Genomic DNA, 17,732 nt, shown 5'->3' with positions numbered 1-17,732 from the left:
AAGCAGTTAACAAGCCAAGTCAGCGGGAATTTTACTCGCTGAACAACGCTCATAAAATCCCCTGCTTGGGGCGTTATATGCCCAAACGGAGTTCGTTGCATAATTATGGAATTAACTAATCCTCTACCACCTAAAGATAACGAATTTGAAGCCCTGAAGGCTGGTTTAACGGCTTACAACGAATCACACACAGGCAGTGTACTTAGAGAAAAAGTTTCTTCTTTCGTAAAGGATGAATCTGGTGTAATTGTTGGTGGCATTCTAGGCGAGATAAACTGGAATTGGATGCATATTCAAGGCCTTTGGGTTGATGAAAGTATTCGTAAAGGTGGGTGGGGAGCAAAGCTATTATCTCGTATGGAGGAATATGCTTTATCAAAAAACACTACGAATATTCGCTTAGAAACGACCACTTTCCAAGCTCTGGGTTTTTACGTTAAAGCGGGGTATTCAATTTTTGGCGAATTACCAGATATGCCGAAAGGTCACACAAGTTATTTTTTACAGAAGCAGCTGGGCATATAACAAGCGCAGTCACAATCGGCCACTGCGTGGCCTGGACCTCAACCGCTGCGCGGGTTTCGGCCTGTGCTGCGAGCGATGTTTCTAGGTGAGTATGTCTAAGCTCTGCGCAACTATGTTTAAACTCTCTGACATCACTTCTGGTAGTGTATTTGGGCTTGCAAGCTTAGCTGCATTACTTTCATTTTTTGTACCACCAGTTTCGCTAATCTTGGCTGCAATAATTCATGGTTTATCTTTGGGTGACTGGGGTTTTCTTTATTTAGTGGTATTTATAGGGCTAAACTTTTTAACGTTTAAACATAAACTTGGCGCTTTGCTAGGGCATACAGTTCTAATCTTACTTTTGGCTGTATTAGGTAGTGGTTTTTCATATTTATATACGGCTTTGTTTTTAATATATTTATTGCCCTATATCTTGGTGTACATAGAGGCAACGAAACATCACAAGTCAAGCAACACGGATGCGGCACGCCGCACCGGTTCTTGAAGCGTTTTATATTCCAAGGATAGTATGTTGCCCGTATGAATATTGAGTTTCTAAGTTCCAGCATTGCTAATTTCATTAGATTCTTAAATGCCAATTATCAATTGGTTACTCAGTCATATGAAACGCATAAATTTTACGCAGAACAGGAAGAATTATTCTTAGTCTCTTTTGAAGAGTATTTTGATGATTGGGCGCAAGCAAATTGGGAACTACTGGTTGAAAGAGTTGTATGCTCCAATAATGAATCACTTGTCATTTATGGTTCGGGCAGTGATTATGAAGCAGCGGCACATAGTCGAGTTTTTTTCCACAATGCAGAGCCAACTCACAAGATAATATGTTTTGCTCAGTCCACAGTTGTAGATCGTCTCTCTAAATCGAAAGTGGATTTAACAAAATTTGATTTTGATGCTTTCGTTACTTTTGAAGGCAAGTGGTTCGATATGGCGCCACCTTTTGATCATGTATTGCTAACTGAACAAGAGACTGTTGGTGGTAGCTATCAACAAATAGTTATACCAGTTGAACAGATTAACTTTGGTGTACAAAAAATTGGAATATAACAAGTGGCATCACTCAGAAAAATTGGTCGCTGCGCGCCAAATTTTCTGGTGTGCCAAGCGTTAGGTGTACATGAGAAAACTTCTAGTATATTTAGCTTTATTCACTGTTAGTAATCTAGCTAATGCAAATCAGTTAAAAGTAGAAGTAGATGATTGTGGCCCATTAGCAAGAGGCGAGCTTGGAGTTGTATTTAGTTTAAAGCCTCATGGTATTGGTAAATCATATTTTACAAAAGGCTCAGCCAATGATGTTTGCCCTAAACTTACATCGGCTAAATATGTTGTTGGCTATATAGAAGATCTTTGTAAAAATCATAAACCAAGAAATAATCAAGAATGCGGTGTATTACAAGTATTTGTTATTCAAAAGTATGTTAACAAGTAAGTACACCTAACAAGTCGCTCAAGAGGGAAAATTTACAGTTTGCTGTTTTCGCTCCGCTCAACATTTTAGCAAACTATAAATTTCCCCTTAGCGGGGCGTTATACATCTCGGAGGAAATGTTGAAAGTGTTTGTTAAATCACCATTTTGGGACGCCGTTATTCGTAACACTGTATTCATTCAGTTCGCAATTTTTTTTATTGGATTAATTAAAGTCTGGGGAGATGGTGGGTTAGGCAACATTACTATGGGTAATTTCTTGTATGCGATGGCAATCACAATTCCTCTATCTATTATTACCGGCTTAATTATAGTTATGTATGAATCACGTAAAGCTAAAAACGATGTATAACAAACCATTCAAGCGGACAAAAATAAAAAGCAATTTTCGCCGCTTAATGGGGTGTTATGCCTTAAGAGAGATATGAGCATTTTTCCCGTTGCAGTTGATGAAAAAATGGTTGGCGAATATCCGGCAGAGGCAAAGTCTGGCGGCGGTTACTTCTATGATGATGTGCTTGAATATCGTGTCTGGTGCCGTCCGTGGCTTGGCGCACCTGATGAGTTTGATGGCGAAATCTACTACTACGCGTTTTCTTCGTTTGAGGCTGCAAAGGAATTTTCTGATAACACTATAGGCTCTGAGCAACCGCTGGTTTTAGTGCGGCAATTTGAGTGGATAGATGAACCAACACCGGGTCAATTTATTCCCATGAAAGGTGAGCGCATCACCGAGTGGTTAGTTGAATGGTTGCAAGGTAATAAAAGAGAAGAGCAAACTATTTCGCAGTTTATAGAGGCTAGCGTTGGGGCATAACAAACGCCAGCACAAACGCGCCCTTTGGGCGCTCGACTCGCAACAAGTTGCTCGCGTGTGTGGCGGGCGTTATGCGTAAATTATGAAATCACTATCGATAGCCAGCTTATGTACAGTTTTAACCGTTTTTGTGGTGACATTTGTTGTCAGTGCGGTTGATTCAATTGGTACTGTTTATTCCGGTATAACTATATCGCTACTGACGGCAAGTGTGGCGGCAACAGTGACCATGGTTGTTGTAATAGCTTGGGCTTTGCCTTTGTATTACGTGCTTAAAAAATTAAAGCGGCAGGCGTTACATTGGTACTTACTCGCCTCTGTAATTCCAAGCGTAATATTCATTTATGGTTTTAAACCATTCGGTCACGACTCAAGTGTTGATCTAGCAAAACAAGCACTGTTTTGTGGCATATTTGGTCTGATTGGTGCAGCCGTATTCTGGTATATGGCTGTGTATCGTTCACGCATAACAAGGCGCTCAAGCAAAGACGCGCTAACGCGCGCCGCTTAGCTTTGCGTTAGCTTTAAGGATGAATATGGCGAAGTGCGGATGTTGCGGAAAGGACATTGGTGAAATAGTTTTTGATAAAAGCTACAAAATGCCTGATGACATCTGGAACCTTTCCAAAACAGAAAAAGAAGAAAGGGCGCAAATTGACTCTGACCTTTGCAGATTAGATGACAGGTATTTCATTCGCGGTGTTGCTTATTTGCCAGTAAACGGAACTGATAATTCCTATGGATGGGGTATATGGGCTGAAGTGTCTCAAGAAGATTTTTTTGATTACGTAGAAAATTATGAAGAAGATAATAGTACCAAACCAAAATTTTTTGGCTTGGTCGCCAACGTAATACCTTCATACGAAAATACTATCGGATTAGAGCTAATGGTTCAGCTTGGGAGCGAAACGCAGCGACCAGAATTCTATTTTACTGATCCTATGCATTTATTAACTAAAGAGCAGGCTGAGGGCATCAGTATTGAAAAAGTACACAGTTTTAGTAGCAACAAAAGCTAACAAAGCCAGTCAGCAACGCTCCCGTTGGTCGCTGGACCTCAAACCCGCTGCGCGGTTTCTCGGCCGCTGCTGGCAGCGTTAGCATTACTGGAGAATTACCAAACATGAAGTTATCAATTATATTTTTAGCTACTTTGCTATCATTTAACTCTTTAGCTGCAGATTATCAAACCGAGATTGATGATTTTTTCAAGTTGTATCAATCTGGGAAAGTAGATGAAGCTGTTGATTCCATTTATCGAACAAATAAATACGTATCATCAATTCCAGATCAAATTAAAAATGTTAAAACGCAATTAAATGCGCTTGAAGGGCTTATTGGAGAAATTAACCATATAGGTAAAATTGACACTTACGCAGTTGGTGAGAATTTTGTGCATGTTACTTATCTAGCCACTTACGATAGGCAACCCGTTCGTTATGAGTTTCAATTTTTTAAAGTAAAAAGCGGTTGGAGAATATACTCATTTTCATTTGATGATGGCTTAACCGAAGAAATAGCAACCGAAGCAAGAAAGGCCGCTTTGTCCTCTCAAAAGTAATGCTAACAAGCGCCTTAAACATCGCGGCCTGTGGCCGCTGGACTCGCAACAAGTTGCTCGCCATTTAGGCGTGCGTTATACGTTTTCAGATTTATGGAGTAATCGATGAGAAAAACATGGAGCTTTAAAGTAAAAGGCCATTCAATCAAAGTTGTTAACACTTGGTTTCATGGTATGAAGCTTTATATCGATGGTGATTTAAGGGATCATGACAGCAGTTTTTTAGCCTTTGGAAATGAAGTTTTGATGTTTGCTAATTTGGGTGAGGAAGGCATAATTGAAATTATACCTCGCGCTTTTTTAACAGTTGAGGTTGATGCTTTTCTTTCTAAAGACGATGAAAGCGTCCCCGTATTCAGTTCAACAAACCGATTATCGCTGAGTCAGCAGAGAGAGAGTCGTTAAATACGTATAACAAACAAATTTTATCGCCAGCAAAAAGCGCTGGCTGCGACGTCAACCCGCTGCGCGGCTTTCCGCGCTAAATTTGGGCGTTAGGTAGCAAAAGGAATGCAAATAATTTTGGTCATTTTGAGTACAACACTTCAGCTATTTTATCTGCTTGCGTTACTACACTTCGGAATTGGTATTTTCAATGCTGTCGAAGCCATATCCACCGCAGATCCTAAGTTGGTCGCAGGGGCATTATCTGCCAGTATTGTTAAATCCTTAATTGCTGTTGTGCCTTCAATTTTGGGGCTTTTATTAAGCTTAAATTTATTACGTTCTATCGAGGCACTACCAAATTGGTTTAAAAGGTACACCCGTTTGATGTCTTATTTATGGCTCTTATTTATTCCAATAGGTACTGTTATTGGTGTCATACAACTCAAACGGTTGCGACATGCTACCTAACAAAACAATAAACATCGTTCGCTTTGCTCACTGGGAAAAAGCCTCGCTGCAACTTCGTTGCAAAGCACTCGGTTTTTCCCGTTATTGTAAGCGTTATCAGTAAGGATACATTGTGCAAAAGTCAGCATTTGAAAAAATATCTATTGGTCCTGCGTTTGAAAGTTTTTTAGTATTCTTGGTTTTGGGTATTCTTGTAGTCGTAGTAGGTGGCTGCTTTGTAGATCTTACCAGTGACTTGCCAGACTGGTATCTGAGCCTAATTCAAGAGCCAGTTTCAATTTCATATTTTTTCATTTTGAGTATTTTAAGCTTATTAACTACAGCCTTGGTGACTTGGGGAGGTACTAAGAACCACAATGATAAGTGGTGGTTCGATAATATAGTTTTGGCAACAAGCAGAGCAGGAATAAGTTGTGGTTTTATAGCTAGTGGTATGTTGGTTGGTATCGGCGCTGGTCTATTTATAGTTACTCGAGGATCTCCAGATTCTGAACTCGCGAACACATCAATGGGATTTGTTGCCTTAGGCATTTATTGCTTAGCTGTCGTATATCCTGTATCCCTATTGATGCTGTACATGATAAACAAAAACACGAAACATAATATTTTTATAGATTTACTAGGTGCATTATATATTACTCTCGTTATATCGGCGAGCTACAAATTTCGAGAACACATGAATTGGATTGTTATTAGTGCTTGTTTTGCAGTACTAATAATATGCATGTTTATCGATCGTAATTGGTTGCGAAAAACTGATAACAAACGGTTGCACACTGATCCAATTAAGGCTGGCTCAGCTTCGCAGCACCAACCTTAATTGGTCCGGTGAACCGGGCGTTATAAAGCATCAAAGGATTGTGCATGAATCGAATGCTGGGAATATTAGGGGTAGTAGTTTTTCTTATTACTCTTCTTATTTGGACATTTTATCCGGAAATTCCATCTAGCTTCTTTGGCTGGGCTGCATTGTTCGTTATAGGTATTCCCGCATACATACTTATGGAATGGTTAGGTGAAGTTGTTTTTAGTTCTCAATTTTTTAAAAACAGGTCTAGTTTTACTCGCATTCTCCTAGGTGTTCCTGTTGCTTTAGTTCTAATTGGTGTTGCCTTTTTTGTCATAAGTTTTGTGCGCCAATCAATAATTGTGGTGGGTGGGTAATTGCTTTATAACAAGCCAAGCCAGCGGGAATTTTACTCCCTGAAAAACACTCATAAAATCCCCTGCTTGGGGCGTTATATGCAAGGGAACTTATGCGTAAATTTCTAGTTTTATTACTCTTAATTGCACCTTTTACCAGTGCGTCTCAAATTGATGCTTATGACAATGCCGAAACGGCATTCATTCAATCGAAAATTGAGAAAAGTCAAAACTCTATATCCTACGTGCCTTTTCAACTGGACGAAAAATTTGAGAGTCTTTGCGAGATCAAAAACATAGAAAAGATGGATGGGCTGGCCTATGTTTTATATAAAAATACGGAAACAGACTCTTATTTTATTGGACTTTACAATGGCTTAGATGGTAGTAACCAAATGCATGGCCCCTTTGTCGAATAACTTGCATATAACAAGCAAAGCCAGTCGACGCGTACCGCGCAGCTGCTTTGTGCGTTATACATACATGGAAAAGTTGATTCATGATTAAAACAATTAGAGTAACTGAGAAAGATTACCTCAACTTCACTAATTACGCGTTTAAGCGGCTGTGCACACCACAACCTAAGGGCGGTAAAGGCTTCATCAAGAACATGATTATTTGGTGCATTTTAACGATAGCTTTTATGTTCTTATTTCAGATTGATTCAATATCATTATCTAGCTTTCATTGGCCGTCAGCATTAATAGTCACATTTCCTTTTACAGTGTTTATTGTCGCTTACTATATGAATATGCGTAAACTCCGTCAGTCGAGTATTCCCAATCAAAATGGCTTAATGCTTGGAGAAAAAACCATAGAGTTTGGTACTGACGGAATTACAGAAATAAACCCACTTGGAAATTGTTTCTATAAATGGGAAAGCGTTGAGTCAGTGGAAGATAATAGCGGTGATATTTATATTTTCTTAGATAAGCTTTTTGCCTTAATCATCCCTGCTGCTTCTTTTACCTCAGATATAGAAAAAGCCGAGCTCCAATCAATAGTGAAAAAGTATGTATAACAAGGCGCTATTGACGCCACTGTCGTGGCTGGGACGGCTTACGCTGCGCTCCAGCCGCCCCAAAGCTTTGCGTTAGGTTTGTCTCAGCTAGGAGCAGGATTTGACTAAAAAATGGATTCTTCTACTAAGTATATTCCTTACAGCCTGTGGATTTGAAGGCGATGGAATCTATGAAGAAAGCGGATTTTGGCCATTAACAACACACAATTTGCAGTTACCTGCTTTCAATTTTGAATCTGATAAAGAGGTGCTCTTCAAATTCGATGGCTATGGATCTCATGGCACTTCTTTTCTAAGCATTAATTTAATTAGTGATACTCCTGTAAACTTTGAAAAACTGAATACAATTCTCGAAGTTCGGGTTTATGGCGGTAATAATGTTACGTATTTTTATCGGAAGTCAGCTCTAAATAGTCATTTCCTCCGCATGCAAAAGATTGGTGAAGCAGCATGGGCAAACGAAATGGAATGGAACGGGCGATATGAATACTCATCACCCGACATTAAAAATCGGGCAGTACCATTTTCAATTTCAGAGGTTCCTTATGCGGCGAAGGAAATGACATATATTCATTCTTTACCTACGGGTAAAGAAGCCTTTAGCATTTATGTAAAAATAGGTGACGTACCAGAAGGTTTTGAAAACTTGCAAATAAATCTCGGTTTATCATCAGGCTGGAAGTAGTTATGCGAACAAAAAACCTAACAAACAAATTTTATCGCCAGCAAAATGCGCTGGCTGCGACGTCAACCCGCTGCGCGGCTTTCCGCGCTAAATTTGGGCGTTAGGTTTTCTATGAGAGAAGTCGAATTTACCCATAAATTTAAAATTAATCGTCATGGTACTCCATTCAGTGAAAGAAATAACACTGGTAAGATTGAGGTAGATATAAATGTAAATAGTGTATATCTATCAGGTGATAAAAATGGGTTGTTAGCGTTGGCAGCCAAGATAATCGAGGTGGCGAACTGTGAGGTGCCCGGTTATCACAAGCATCTAGATGAAGTGGAAATTCCAAATGTGAGTATGTCTCCTAAAGGACTTGAATTCACTATCGGTAAAATCAGTGGTTAGTGCCGATCAAAACCTAACAAACGCAGTCTATCGGAGCGCCTTTCCGCTCCTTCGTCGCTACAAGGCGCCCGCAGCTGCGGGCGTTATAAATCAGGAGAGATTTGTGCACGTAGAACCTTGGAAAGGACTTAAAGAGCATCCAGGCCAGGACAGATTTTTAGCTAATCTTAATTACTCCCGAGCCCTGCTAACAATTCAGATAGCGTACATGAAGCTAGAAAGATCATATTTGTTGATGTTTAGAGCGCCGACGCTGTTTAGGGTCATGGATGAAGGGGATCTTTTGAGGTTTCAGAAGCAATTTAAAGAGCCAGTATTTGCTGGAAGCTTCATATATGAGTTGTTTGATACAGAGTTAATCAACTTTTGCTTTGAAGAAAGAGATCGCTCAATTGATAAAGCTAAGTATCGCCATTTTGCTGTTGTTTCAGATGATGACTTTATTGATATAGTTTTAATTGATGATGAACCAACCATCACAGCAATTGATTTATAACAATCCGCGTCATTCGGGGCCTGCGGCCCCTGCGACGCTCACAAGTTCGCGCGCATGCGCGGGGCGTTAGTTTCTTAGGTGTAATTTCGTGTATAGAATTTTATTAATCATTTTAATTGTTTCCTTGTTTGCATTCTGGATGTATCCAAAAGAGAACATTACTCCCGCTGTGAGTGATGAGCATGTGCCTCAGCTTAAAGATGCTGATAGTAAAGTCGACAAAGAGAAGGAGCGGGAATCAGTTGTTGAATATATTGCCGAAGATGATGCCCAAGACAAAATATTGCAACTTAGCGCCAATCAGATTCTTGAATTAGCAATTGAGCTTCGCCTTTGTAAAAGTGTGCCGAAATCTGATTCTGAATTATCAGTATGGCTTGATGAAGCTAATAGTGTTGGAGAACCAAACGAGTATATCGAAGATGTTCTCGCCAGATTTGATCAATGTTCAAAGCAACCTAAAGGTGAATACAACTACATAGACCTTTTGTTAATTGCGGCAGAGCAAGGATCTGACGATGCAGTGTCGTTATTATGGGCAATCGGTGAACGGGAATATTTTGAAAACATCGGTATAGTGCGATTAAGTAGGGAAGCGAGAATTGCTGCTAGAGTAGCATTTACTCACAAGAAATACGATTTGGCGCATAAAGTTGCATTGCAAGGTGGTGAGCAATCGTTAGAAAAGCTAGTTAAAGGCTATCAGCATTTTGACCCTGCAACCAATGGGCAAAGCTATTATAAGTCGGTGGCATACGCTAACTATGCCATGGCAATTACACGGAATAATGATTTGTATCGGAAGGTCGACTGGATTAAGCAGCAGCTGCTAAACAACATGAGCAATTATGAGCTAGAGCAAGCGCAAATGATGACTGAGAAATTACTATCCGAGGCGTTAATTGGACGAAACTAACAAACGCCATCAAAACGCCGCTTTGCGGCTCGACTCGCAACAAGTTGCTCGCGTTTGTGGCGGGCGTTATGTTTTCAAATGGAGTGTCGTTTGAATCAGGTCGATTATACAAAATATAGCCTGTCGGAGTTGCATGAAGCGCTTGAAAGCATAGATGCTTATGCATTCCCTGAAAACTATCAAAATTTGCTAGCTGAGCTTGAAAAACCTGAGCGTAAAAATGAAAAAGTGAATATCGCTAAAGAGAACAAAACAGATGGTAATAATGAAATCCAGACTCGTGTTTTCTTGACGATGTGTTCATGTTTGATGTTTGCTTCTTCATACTTCATTTATATCAGTGGAGTATTTATGTCTAGAAACAATAGACGAGAAATGTTAAACATACATGATAATCCAATAGCTTTTCATTTGGGAGTTATGGCATTAGTATTTTGTGGGATTTTCTTGTTTTATAAGGGTGTTTTTGGTGCCTTTAAATCAAAAAAAACATAACAATCGCCATCAAAAACGCGCCCGTTGGGCGCTCGGCTCGCAACAAGTTGCTCGCGTTTGTGGCGGGCGTTATGTGCGCTAACTCTGCAGCTGTCGGGTTATTGTCGGGTAATTTACGTACCTGACAGATGAAAATATAAGTAACACTCTTGGTTCAGGAGTACAGGAGCCATCTGATGATTTTAAAAGAACTGCGACTTAGTCGGCATATTTCTCAAGAGCAATTAGCGCAAATGTCCGGGCTTAATGTTCGAACCATTCAGCGTATTGAGAGTGGTCACAATGCTAGTTTTGAATCATTAAAATGTCTTGCTGCGGCTCTTGATGTCGATGTGACAACACTGAATCAGGAGAAATTTATGATAGATAAAAGCACAAATGAATGGCAGAAGTTACCGTTATTTTTAAAAATTTGGTTTTGGCTAAACTATATACACGTGCGGACTCAGCGCAAATCAATAAAGCGGGCAGAGATAATATCGCACATTGCCGGTTTTATATTTTGTTGCGTTGGATTGGTAAATGAGGCGGCTTTAACTGGCGGAATTGTCATGCTGGCAATAGCCTATTTTTATTCTTTGTTGAAGTGGCAAGGTGATAAGTATGGTATCTGGTACGAGCCTGATGTAGAGAGGGGCACATAACAATCGCCATCAAAAACGCGCCCGTTGGGCGCTCGACTCGCAACAAGTTGCTCGCGTTTGTGGCGGGTGTTATGTTCACTTCAAATCATAATCACGGAGTTACACATGAGTAAAAATTTTAGAAAAACAGCTGCATACACTGCTTTGGTTTTAGTGCTTGGGTGTGTTGCATTTTACGCATCAATGGAAGATTACCAGAAAGAGAACTTTTCAAAGTTAGTCAGCCAAACCTTTTCAGGATAGGCTTTTTACTGGATTAACTAATTGTATTTTAGAGCTTTTTGCATGGGTGCATTTCAAATAGCAAGTGAACATAACAAAAAAATATTATCGCCGGCGAAAAGCGCCGGCTGCGACGACAACCCGCTGCGCGGCTTTCCGCGCTAAATTTGGGCGTTAGGCATTTATGTTCAGTGCAATGAATAAGCATAAGTATCTCGATATGATTGAGATACAAGAAACCTATAAAGATTGCCTCAGGATTGTAATCGCTGAGGCAGGTGTGTCTGATGTCGTCTCGGAAATATCATCAGTAGAAGAGCCAGTTGAGGCACTAAGAGAGATATTGAGGGAAAGCAAACCCATAGCAGTAACCGACAACAGCGCCCGCTATGAAATAGTCTTCGATGACTACATAGCATATGCAGTAACGAATGAAAGTTATGCTGGAGGCATTGAAGAAAAGTTCGAGGGTAGGCTTGCACGGGTTTATTCGAAGTCAGCATTTTTAAACTATATTGGCCAAGGTACGTTCGCTACAGAAGATTATCCTGGTCCGTTTGTACACTATGGCTTTTGTTGCTTAAACCAAATAATAGATGTTGTTTCTGAAAAGCCACCTATTGTGAAATTAATCAATGCCTAACAAACCGCTCAAATACGTTCCGGCCACAAAAAACGTGGCCTCCACCGGACTCGCTAAAGCTCGCCGTTTAGCGAGGCGTTAGGGCTTTATGACTAAGCAAGTTTTGATTCTGATTAATATTGCGCTCGCAATTGCTGCGTCAATTTTCATATATCAAATGTTGCCTTATGCATCAGCTGTCGGTTGTGGTGAATTAAATCCAGTGCCAAACTGCCAACCCCTAACACAAACTAAATTATTGTTGTGCGCTGTTGTACCCATTGTATTAGTCGGTGTCATTGCTTTTTCGTCCGCTCGCTTGTTTCCAATGCATCACAAACTATCAAAAGGTTTACTATTTATCGTTCCTATAATTGCCATTTTATTAGGGGGATATATCTTTGTGTTATCAGCAGCTTAGCCCTAACAAATCGCGGCACTTTGCGGCTTTCGGCCGCAGCGACGTCAACTGCGATGCAGTTTTCCGCGCGTGCGCTCAGTGTTAGTGTTTTAAGGAGTTTTTTTGAAATTCATTTTGTTATCGATCTTTGTCTTGTCCTTTTCTGTGGTCGCAGAACCGAAGTTTTCAAAGGTTGGGGACTTTGAGCTGGAATATGAAATCGCGGGCAGTGGTGAGTACACAGTCCTTTTGGAAGGCGGTGCTGGTGCTGGTTTATCTGACTGGGATCCTGTCTTCTATAAAATTGCTGAAAAAGCGACGGTTATTCGCTACTCAAGGGTAGGCAATGGCAACTCAACTGCAATAAAGCGTCATTTTACTTCTGACGAGTATGCTCATTATGCAAGCAACCTTTTACTAAATTTAGGGATTTCGCAGCCTGTCATTTTAATTGCTCATTCCTATGGCGGAAATGTAGCTAGGGATTTTGCAGTGACTTACCCTGCACAAATAAAGGCACTACTGATGCTTGATCCCTCTTCGGAGCATGATGTGGATATTATGCGTGCAATTAATTTAGAGCAGGCTAACAAAGAAATTGCTGCTGTTAAACTTGCTGATATGGAAAATGGCATGTCAAACAACTACTTGGATTTCTGGAGTAAGAGACCTTTACCAAACTACCCACAGATCAAAGATATGCCTGTTACTGTTATTGCCTCGATCAAAAAAGATCCCAATCCTCCACACTTGCTGGCTAGTGACCAAGGTGTAGTAAAGTGGGGTGAGACATGGAAACAATGGGCTGAAGCTTTCCCACAAGGGCGGGCAGTGTTAACAGAGATGAGTGGTCATTTTGTGCAGTTTGACGAGCCTGAATTAGTAATTAGTGAACTCACCCTAATTATTGAGCGGCTTATAAAACACTAACAAGGCGCTATTGTCGCCGCTAACGCGGCTGGGACGGCTTACGCTGCGCTCCTGCCGCCCCAAAGCTTTGCGTTAGGCATATTACATGGATAGGCTCTTAACTCCTTTTGCAAATTTAGTTTTCCTCGTGTTTGTGGCAATTCATGTGAGTACATATTTTGAACTAGATTTCGCAGTTACAAACGGCTTAATGTCAAAGCTTCACGGGACCGCAATATTGGTTGCGGGTGTTTTTATATTTTTGGCAAAAAGAGTTATCTCAAGCAGCGAGGAGTTTTTTAAGCTTGGTGGTGAAAATGCACCAATATTGCTAGGAGGGCTATTCTTTCCTGTTATGCCATATATATTAATGAATTTTTTCTTATGTATAGCATTACTTGAAGGTGGTAATCCCAAAATTATTAATGGCGCATATTTCCTAGTTCAAAAAGGTACAGTTATCCGAGAAGTTGATTATGCTGGTTATAATCAACTGTTAAGTTATCAATTGAGGCTGTTTACTGGACATTGGGTTCTTATTGGTTGGGCAGCTTTACTTTGCGCCAAACTGATAAAATCGACTCAGTATAAAAATGCCTAACAAGTCATTAAAGCAGGAAAATTTACAGTTGGCTGTTTTCACTGCGTTCAACATTTTAGCCAACTATAAATTTCCTCTTAATGAGGCGTTATGCGCTGATGGAGTTCGAGTAATGGATATGACATCAGAATATCTGGAAGGATGCTCGCCTTACATTGATAGACTGATATATGACATTGGCAAAAGGCAGCTAATATTGGTCTGTGTTGATTCTCCTGAAATATGTAAACCAGTGATAGAGATCATATTTACTGGTATAGAGTCGTATAAAGAGGAAACGCTTGACGATGAGTATGACGATCAATGCATTGATAGTGTAATCGGAATTAATTGGCTACATGAAAAGACCATTTGTATTCACACGGAAAAAAAAGAGATCATAATAAAATTCGATGGAAATTTTGTTAAAAATTCAATCGCATAACAAGCGCAGCCACACACGGCCACTGCGTGGCCTGGACCTCAACCGCTACGCGGGTTTCGGCCTGTGCTGCGAGCGTTAGCCCTATAGGAGTTCATTTTGAGTTTTGAGATTTGGCTAGCATTTGTCACTGCATCATTGGTTTTGTGTTTTACGCCAGGCCCGACAGTTTTTCTTGTCGTAGGGCAAGCATTAACCCATGGTAAAAGATCTGTTATGGCATTAGCGGCAGGAGCGATTGTAGGTGACATAATCCTAATGGCTTCAAGCTTCATGGGGTTAGGTTTGCTGCTATCTATTTCATCTACGATGTTTAACCTTATTAAATTCATAGGCGCAGCTTATCTTATTTACATGGGTATAAAAGCATTTCGCACCAATAGCCTTTCTAAAAGCCGGACTGCTGAAATAGCCCAAAAAGAGAGTTCATTTATTATTTTCCGTGACGCTTTAATTGTGACCGCTCTAAATCCGAAGGGCATTTTGTTCTTTATGGCTTTTTTGCCGCTGTTTATAAACACAGCAGAGCCCGTATTTCCGCAAATGGTCGTTCTGGCAGTGTCATTTTTAGTGGTATCACTGCTTAGTGTAAGTTGTTACGCTTTATTGTCAGGTTATCTTAGAGGTTACATAGCTAAGCCTAGCTTTCAAAATGGCTTTAACAAAGTTGGCGGTAGCTTGCTTGTGGGTGCGGGCGTAATAACGGCAAGTATGCAAAATGGCTAACAAACGCAGTCACAATCGGCCACTGCGAGGCCTGGACCTCAACCGCTGCGCGGGTTTCGGCCTGTGCTGCGAGCGTTAGGCTACTAATGGTGACCATCGACGACATATACAATCTGATAGAAAAAGAGTGTGGAATAAAGGCTGCAAAACTAAGGCCAGACTCGGATATTTGCGAAGATTTTGGTGTGTATGGTGATGATTTTGATGATTTAATGGCTGCCTACTCAAAAGAGTTCGGCGTGAATCTAGATAATTACTTATGGTATTTTCACTGTTGTGAAGAGGTTTCTAGCCCTTTGGCTTTTATATTTCCTCCGCCTAATCGGCGCGTGAGTAGAATAATCATTACACCGGAACTTCTTGAGAAATATGCCAATTTTAAAAATTGGGCAGTAACATATCCAGCCCATACTTTGCCAACGCGTCGATGGGACATATTAGTTTTACAAACTTTTTTTGTATTAGCTGGGTTGGCTGGCTTAATTATTGGCTTCTGGAAGACGTAGCCTAACAATCCGCGTCATTTGGGGCCTGCGGCCCCTGCGACGCTCACAAGTTCGCGCGCATGCGCGGGGCGTTATATTTTGAAAGGTGCAAGCGTTGAAAAAAGAATTTGTTAACACCTCTATATTGCTCGCTATTCTGTTTTTTGCTTTCGCAGGGCGGTTGGCTATCGATGTCTTTTCTAGTAAAACTTATGATGCAGAAGACAATAATAAAACCCTGATGAGAGCGGCGAGTGAAATTAATAAAAACTTACCTATGACTATAGATATGGATACAGTTTTGGTATCTACAGTGGGCTCAGGTGACACCTTTAGGTACCTTTATAAACTTATCAATTATCATGTTGATGAAATAGATTTACAGGATTTTAATGCTGGTATGGCACCAAGACTTTTCAACTGGGTTTGCACATCCGATACCACTGCGGAGTTTCGTAAAATGAAAATAAAGGTAGTATACAGCTACGTTGATTTTGAAGACCGCAAAGTTGTTGACATACCAATTGATACCAAAGAATGTGAACAAATATAAGAATCGCCATCAAAACGCGCCCGTTGGGCACTCGACTCGCAACAACTTGCTCGCGTTTGTGGCAAAGCGTTATATGCAAGGGAACTTATGCGTAAATTTCTAGTTTTATTACTCTTAATTGCACCTTTTACCAGTGCGTCTCAAATCGATGCTTGTGACAATGCCGAAACGGCATTCATTCAATCGAAAATTGAGAAAAGTCAAAACTCTATATCCTACGTGCCTTTTCAACTGGACGAAAAATTTGAGAGTCTTTGCGAGATCAAAAACATAGAAAAGATGGATGGGCTGGCCTATGTTTTATATAAAAATACGGAAACAGACTCTTATTTTATTGGACTTTACAATGGCTTAGATGGTAGTAACCAAATGCATGGCCCCTTTGTCGAATAACTTGCATATAACAAGCAAAGCCAGCCGACGCGTACCGCGCAGCTGCTTTGTGCGTTATGTGCTTAGGTTGTCATGATCGTCGGAAATAGAGTTTATAAATGAACACACGCGAGTACTTGCTAGCTTTATTCGATATTCATTCGGGCTCACTTCCAGTAAGAATTGCCTGCGATAAGTTTATTTCTCGCGAATTACTCTCGGAGCTAATTCAAAAAGGTTACGTTAGTACGACAATGTTGGCACCTGACAAATCCGTATTTGTGAATCCCTCTCTTACAGAAAGTGGTACAAGTATGCTCTTTGAATTAAGGCAAATGAACCCGGAATTATCAAAGACATTATTATTTAGAAAATACAGAGCAATAATAATGAACATTTTATATTCAGTTATAACATTTTTCGTTATGGACTTTGTTTTCAGGGTAATTCGCGGTGGCTATTAGTATAAAACTCGCACATAACAATGCGCACCATTCGCTCCCGTTGGTCGCTGGGACGCCAAACTCGCTGGCGCGTTTTTGTCGCCCATGTGCTTTGCGTTAAATTGCATAGGGAAGTCATGCGTATATTTCTGTCTTTTTTATTAATAATTTCAAGCTTATCGGCTTCAGCAATTGTGGTCCGTCATGATGTTGATGACAAAAAATATCTTGCTGACTCTGCAGATTTTGCACCATTGGCAACACTGTATGTTGATGGGGCTCATGGCACATTAATTAAGCCTGATTGGATTGTGACTGCCGCTCACGCAACTTTCTGTATTAATTCTGGTAGCTACATCGGTCTAAATAATGGCTACCACAAAGTGGAAAGTGTCTTTGTTCATAAAGATTATCAGCCAGGTAAAAGTCACGACATTGCGTTAATAAAATTAGTAAATCAAATAAAGGATGTAGAACCGGCGAGTTTGTATGAAAAAACAGATGAAGTTGGCAAGATAATATGGTTTATCGGTGTTGGCGGCACTGGAAATGGGCTAACCGGACAAACGGTTGATAATTATGAAAATGGCGGAGTTTTACGAAAAGCCGAAAATCGAATCGAACAAGCAGAGGGGCCGCTATTAAAATTCAAATTTGACAGAGATGATGCAGCTTTACCACACGAAGGTGTTTCTGGTGGGGGCGATAGTGGCGGCCCAGCCTATCTGACTATTGACGGTACGAGCCACTTACTCGGTATTAGCTCCAGAGTTGAAGGCGGCGATATCGGGAAGTACGGTGTAGTGGAAGTGTATTCCAGAGTGTCTTTCTTTAAGCCTTGGATTGAAACAATCACGACTGGCGAAGATGCTGATCAGCGGCAACTAGCACTTCCAAAATTGGAGCGCCTTCCTGCAGGCCTCACAGAACAGATTTTACCCGAAGTGTGTTCTGACATCGGGTTGAAACCAAATGCAATTTAACAAATTGCTTAATT

Annotated in this window: 31 protein-coding genes; all 31 read left to right on the top strand. The window is 40.5% G+C overall.

Going from position 1 to position 17,732, the window contains the following annotated elements; translation table 11 throughout:
- Positions 1-105 precede the first annotated feature (105 nt).
- The 31 genes from ORJ01_RS13815 (at position 106) to ORJ01_RS13665 (ending at position 17,718) form a co-directional block, all read left to right on the top strand.
- Positions 106-525 (top strand): GNAT family N-acetyltransferase, encoded by a 420-nt coding sequence (locus ORJ01_RS13815; protein WP_306178548.1) that lies wholly within the window; start codon positions 106-108, stop codon positions 523-525.
- Positions 526-616: 91 nt separating this feature from the next.
- Positions 617-1,012 carry a hypothetical protein gene (locus tag ORJ01_RS13810; RefSeq protein WP_306178547.1) on the top strand — a complete coding sequence of 132 codons (396 nt, stop codon included), beginning with the start codon at positions 617-619 and terminating at the stop codon, positions 1,010-1,012.
- A gap of 35 nt (positions 1,013-1,047) precedes the next feature.
- Positions 1,048-1,575, top strand: coding sequence for a hypothetical protein (locus ORJ01_RS13805; RefSeq protein WP_306178546.1), 528 nt, complete (start codon positions 1,048-1,050; stop codon positions 1,573-1,575).
- Positions 1,576-1,645: 70 nt separating this feature from the next.
- On the top strand, positions 1,646-1,960 hold the full coding sequence (locus ORJ01_RS13800; protein ID WP_306178545.1) for a hypothetical protein: 315 nt from the start codon (positions 1,646-1,648) through the stop codon (positions 1,958-1,960).
- A gap of 116 nt (positions 1,961-2,076) precedes the next feature.
- Positions 2,077-2,310: a hypothetical protein gene (locus tag ORJ01_RS13795; protein ID WP_306178544.1), complete on the top strand. Its 234-nt coding sequence runs from the start codon at positions 2,077-2,079 to the stop codon at positions 2,308-2,310.
- A 72-nt stretch (positions 2,311-2,382) separates the two neighbouring features.
- A complete protein-coding gene (locus ORJ01_RS13790) occupies positions 2,383-2,775 on the top strand; it encodes a GCN5 family acetyltransferase (RefSeq protein WP_306178543.1) in 393 nt (130 codons plus the stop codon).
- A gap of 536 nt (positions 2,776-3,311) precedes the next feature.
- Positions 3,312-3,794 carry a DUF2199 domain-containing protein gene (locus ORJ01_RS13785; RefSeq protein ID WP_306178542.1) on the top strand — a complete coding sequence of 161 codons (483 nt, stop codon included), beginning with the start codon at positions 3,312-3,314 and terminating at the stop codon, positions 3,792-3,794.
- 104 nt (positions 3,795-3,898) lie between these two features.
- A complete protein-coding gene (locus ORJ01_RS13780; protein ID WP_306178541.1) occupies positions 3,899-4,336 on the top strand; it encodes a hypothetical protein in 438 nt (145 codons plus the stop codon).
- A gap of 105 nt (positions 4,337-4,441) precedes the next feature.
- Positions 4,442-4,741 (top strand): hypothetical protein, encoded by a 300-nt coding sequence (locus ORJ01_RS13775; protein WP_306178540.1) that lies wholly within the window; start codon positions 4,442-4,444, stop codon positions 4,739-4,741.
- A gap of 105 nt (positions 4,742-4,846) precedes the next feature.
- Positions 4,847-5,191: a hypothetical protein gene (locus ORJ01_RS13770; RefSeq protein WP_306178539.1), complete on the top strand. Its 345-nt coding sequence runs from the start codon at positions 4,847-4,849 to the stop codon at positions 5,189-5,191.
- 112 nt (positions 5,192-5,303) lie between these two features.
- A complete protein-coding gene (locus ORJ01_RS13765) occupies positions 5,304-6,011 on the top strand; it encodes a hypothetical protein (RefSeq protein ID WP_306178538.1) in 708 nt (235 codons plus the stop codon).
- A 44-nt stretch (positions 6,012-6,055) separates the two neighbouring features.
- Entirely contained in the window at positions 6,056-6,355 is a 300-nt protein-coding gene (locus tag ORJ01_RS13760; protein ID WP_306178537.1) for a hypothetical protein, read from the top strand.
- A 92-nt stretch (positions 6,356-6,447) separates the two neighbouring features.
- A complete protein-coding gene (locus ORJ01_RS13755; protein WP_306178536.1) occupies positions 6,448-6,753 on the top strand; it encodes a hypothetical protein in 306 nt (101 codons plus the stop codon).
- A gap of 80 nt (positions 6,754-6,833) precedes the next feature.
- On the top strand, positions 6,834-7,355 hold the full coding sequence (locus tag ORJ01_RS13750; protein WP_306178535.1) for a YcxB family protein: 522 nt from the start codon (positions 6,834-6,836) through the stop codon (positions 7,353-7,355).
- 100 nt (positions 7,356-7,455) lie between these two features.
- Positions 7,456-8,040 (top strand): hypothetical protein, encoded by a 585-nt coding sequence (locus ORJ01_RS13745; protein WP_306178533.1) that lies wholly within the window; start codon positions 7,456-7,458, stop codon positions 8,038-8,040.
- A gap of 111 nt (positions 8,041-8,151) precedes the next feature.
- Positions 8,152-8,430: a hypothetical protein gene (locus tag ORJ01_RS13740; RefSeq protein ID WP_306178532.1), complete on the top strand. Its 279-nt coding sequence runs from the start codon at positions 8,152-8,154 to the stop codon at positions 8,428-8,430.
- Between the two features lie 103 nt (positions 8,431-8,533).
- Positions 8,534-8,926, top strand: a complete 393-nt coding sequence (locus tag ORJ01_RS13735; protein WP_306178531.1) for a hypothetical protein — start codon at positions 8,534-8,536, stop codon at positions 8,924-8,926.
- 88 nt (positions 8,927-9,014) lie between these two features.
- Positions 9,015-9,842, top strand: coding sequence for a hypothetical protein (locus tag ORJ01_RS13730; protein WP_306178530.1), 828 nt, complete (start codon positions 9,015-9,017; stop codon positions 9,840-9,842).
- A gap of 90 nt (positions 9,843-9,932) precedes the next feature.
- Positions 9,933-10,337, top strand: a complete 405-nt coding sequence (locus ORJ01_RS13725; protein WP_306178528.1) for a hypothetical protein — start codon at positions 9,933-9,935, stop codon at positions 10,335-10,337.
- Positions 10,338-10,513: 176 nt separating this feature from the next.
- The gene (locus ORJ01_RS13720) at positions 10,514-10,981 is read left to right on the top strand and encodes a helix-turn-helix domain-containing protein (protein ID WP_027672628.1); all 468 of its coding nucleotides are present in this window, start codon (positions 10,514-10,516) and stop codon (positions 10,979-10,981) included.
- A 105-nt stretch (positions 10,982-11,086) separates the two neighbouring features.
- On the top strand, positions 11,087-11,224 hold the full coding sequence (locus tag ORJ01_RS13715; RefSeq protein ID WP_306178527.1) for a hypothetical protein: 138 nt from the start codon (positions 11,087-11,089) through the stop codon (positions 11,222-11,224).
- Positions 11,225-11,423: 199 nt separating this feature from the next.
- Entirely contained in the window at positions 11,424-11,846 is a 423-nt protein-coding gene (locus ORJ01_RS13710; protein WP_306178525.1) for a hypothetical protein, read from the top strand.
- A gap of 88 nt (positions 11,847-11,934) precedes the next feature.
- On the top strand, positions 11,935-12,246 hold the full coding sequence (locus ORJ01_RS13705) for a hypothetical protein (RefSeq protein ID WP_306178524.1): 312 nt from the start codon (positions 11,935-11,937) through the stop codon (positions 12,244-12,246).
- Positions 12,247-12,348: 102 nt separating this feature from the next.
- On the top strand, positions 12,349-13,155 hold the full coding sequence (locus ORJ01_RS13700) for an alpha/beta fold hydrolase (RefSeq protein WP_306178523.1): 807 nt from the start codon (positions 12,349-12,351) through the stop codon (positions 13,153-13,155).
- 85 nt (positions 13,156-13,240) lie between these two features.
- Complete coding sequence (locus ORJ01_RS13695; protein WP_306178522.1) at positions 13,241-13,735, top strand: hypothetical protein; 495 nt, start codon at positions 13,241-13,243, stop codon at positions 13,733-13,735.
- Between the two features lie 112 nt (positions 13,736-13,847).
- The gene (locus tag ORJ01_RS13690; protein WP_306178520.1) at positions 13,848-14,159 is read left to right on the top strand and encodes a hypothetical protein; all 312 of its coding nucleotides are present in this window, start codon (positions 13,848-13,850) and stop codon (positions 14,157-14,159) included.
- A 96-nt stretch (positions 14,160-14,255) separates the two neighbouring features.
- Positions 14,256-14,882 (top strand): LysE family translocator, encoded by a 627-nt coding sequence (locus ORJ01_RS13685; RefSeq protein ID WP_306178519.1) that lies wholly within the window; start codon positions 14,256-14,258, stop codon positions 14,880-14,882.
- Between the two features lie 86 nt (positions 14,883-14,968).
- The gene (locus ORJ01_RS13680; protein WP_306178517.1) at positions 14,969-15,388 is read left to right on the top strand and encodes a DUF1493 family protein; all 420 of its coding nucleotides are present in this window, start codon (positions 14,969-14,971) and stop codon (positions 15,386-15,388) included.
- Positions 15,389-15,482: 94 nt separating this feature from the next.
- Complete coding sequence (locus ORJ01_RS13675) at positions 15,483-15,920, top strand: hypothetical protein (RefSeq protein ID WP_306178516.1); 438 nt, start codon at positions 15,483-15,485, stop codon at positions 15,918-15,920.
- 87 nt (positions 15,921-16,007) lie between these two features.
- Positions 16,008-16,313, top strand: coding sequence for a hypothetical protein (locus tag ORJ01_RS13670; RefSeq protein ID WP_306178515.1), 306 nt, complete (start codon positions 16,008-16,010; stop codon positions 16,311-16,313).
- 463 nt (positions 16,314-16,776) lie between these two features.
- Positions 16,777-17,718: a trypsin-like serine protease gene (locus tag ORJ01_RS13665; RefSeq protein ID WP_306178514.1), complete on the top strand. Its 942-nt coding sequence runs from the start codon at positions 16,777-16,779 to the stop codon at positions 17,716-17,718.
- Positions 17,719-17,732: the final 14 nt, after the last annotated feature.

Origin of the sequence: Alishewanella sp. SMS8, assembly GCF_030737935.1 — a bacterium.
Lineage (GTDB): Bacteria > Pseudomonadota > Gammaproteobacteria > Enterobacterales > Alteromonadaceae > Alishewanella > Alishewanella maricola.
Note: the sequence above shows the minus strand (reverse complement) of the source record. Positions and strands in the feature narration are given on the sequence as shown.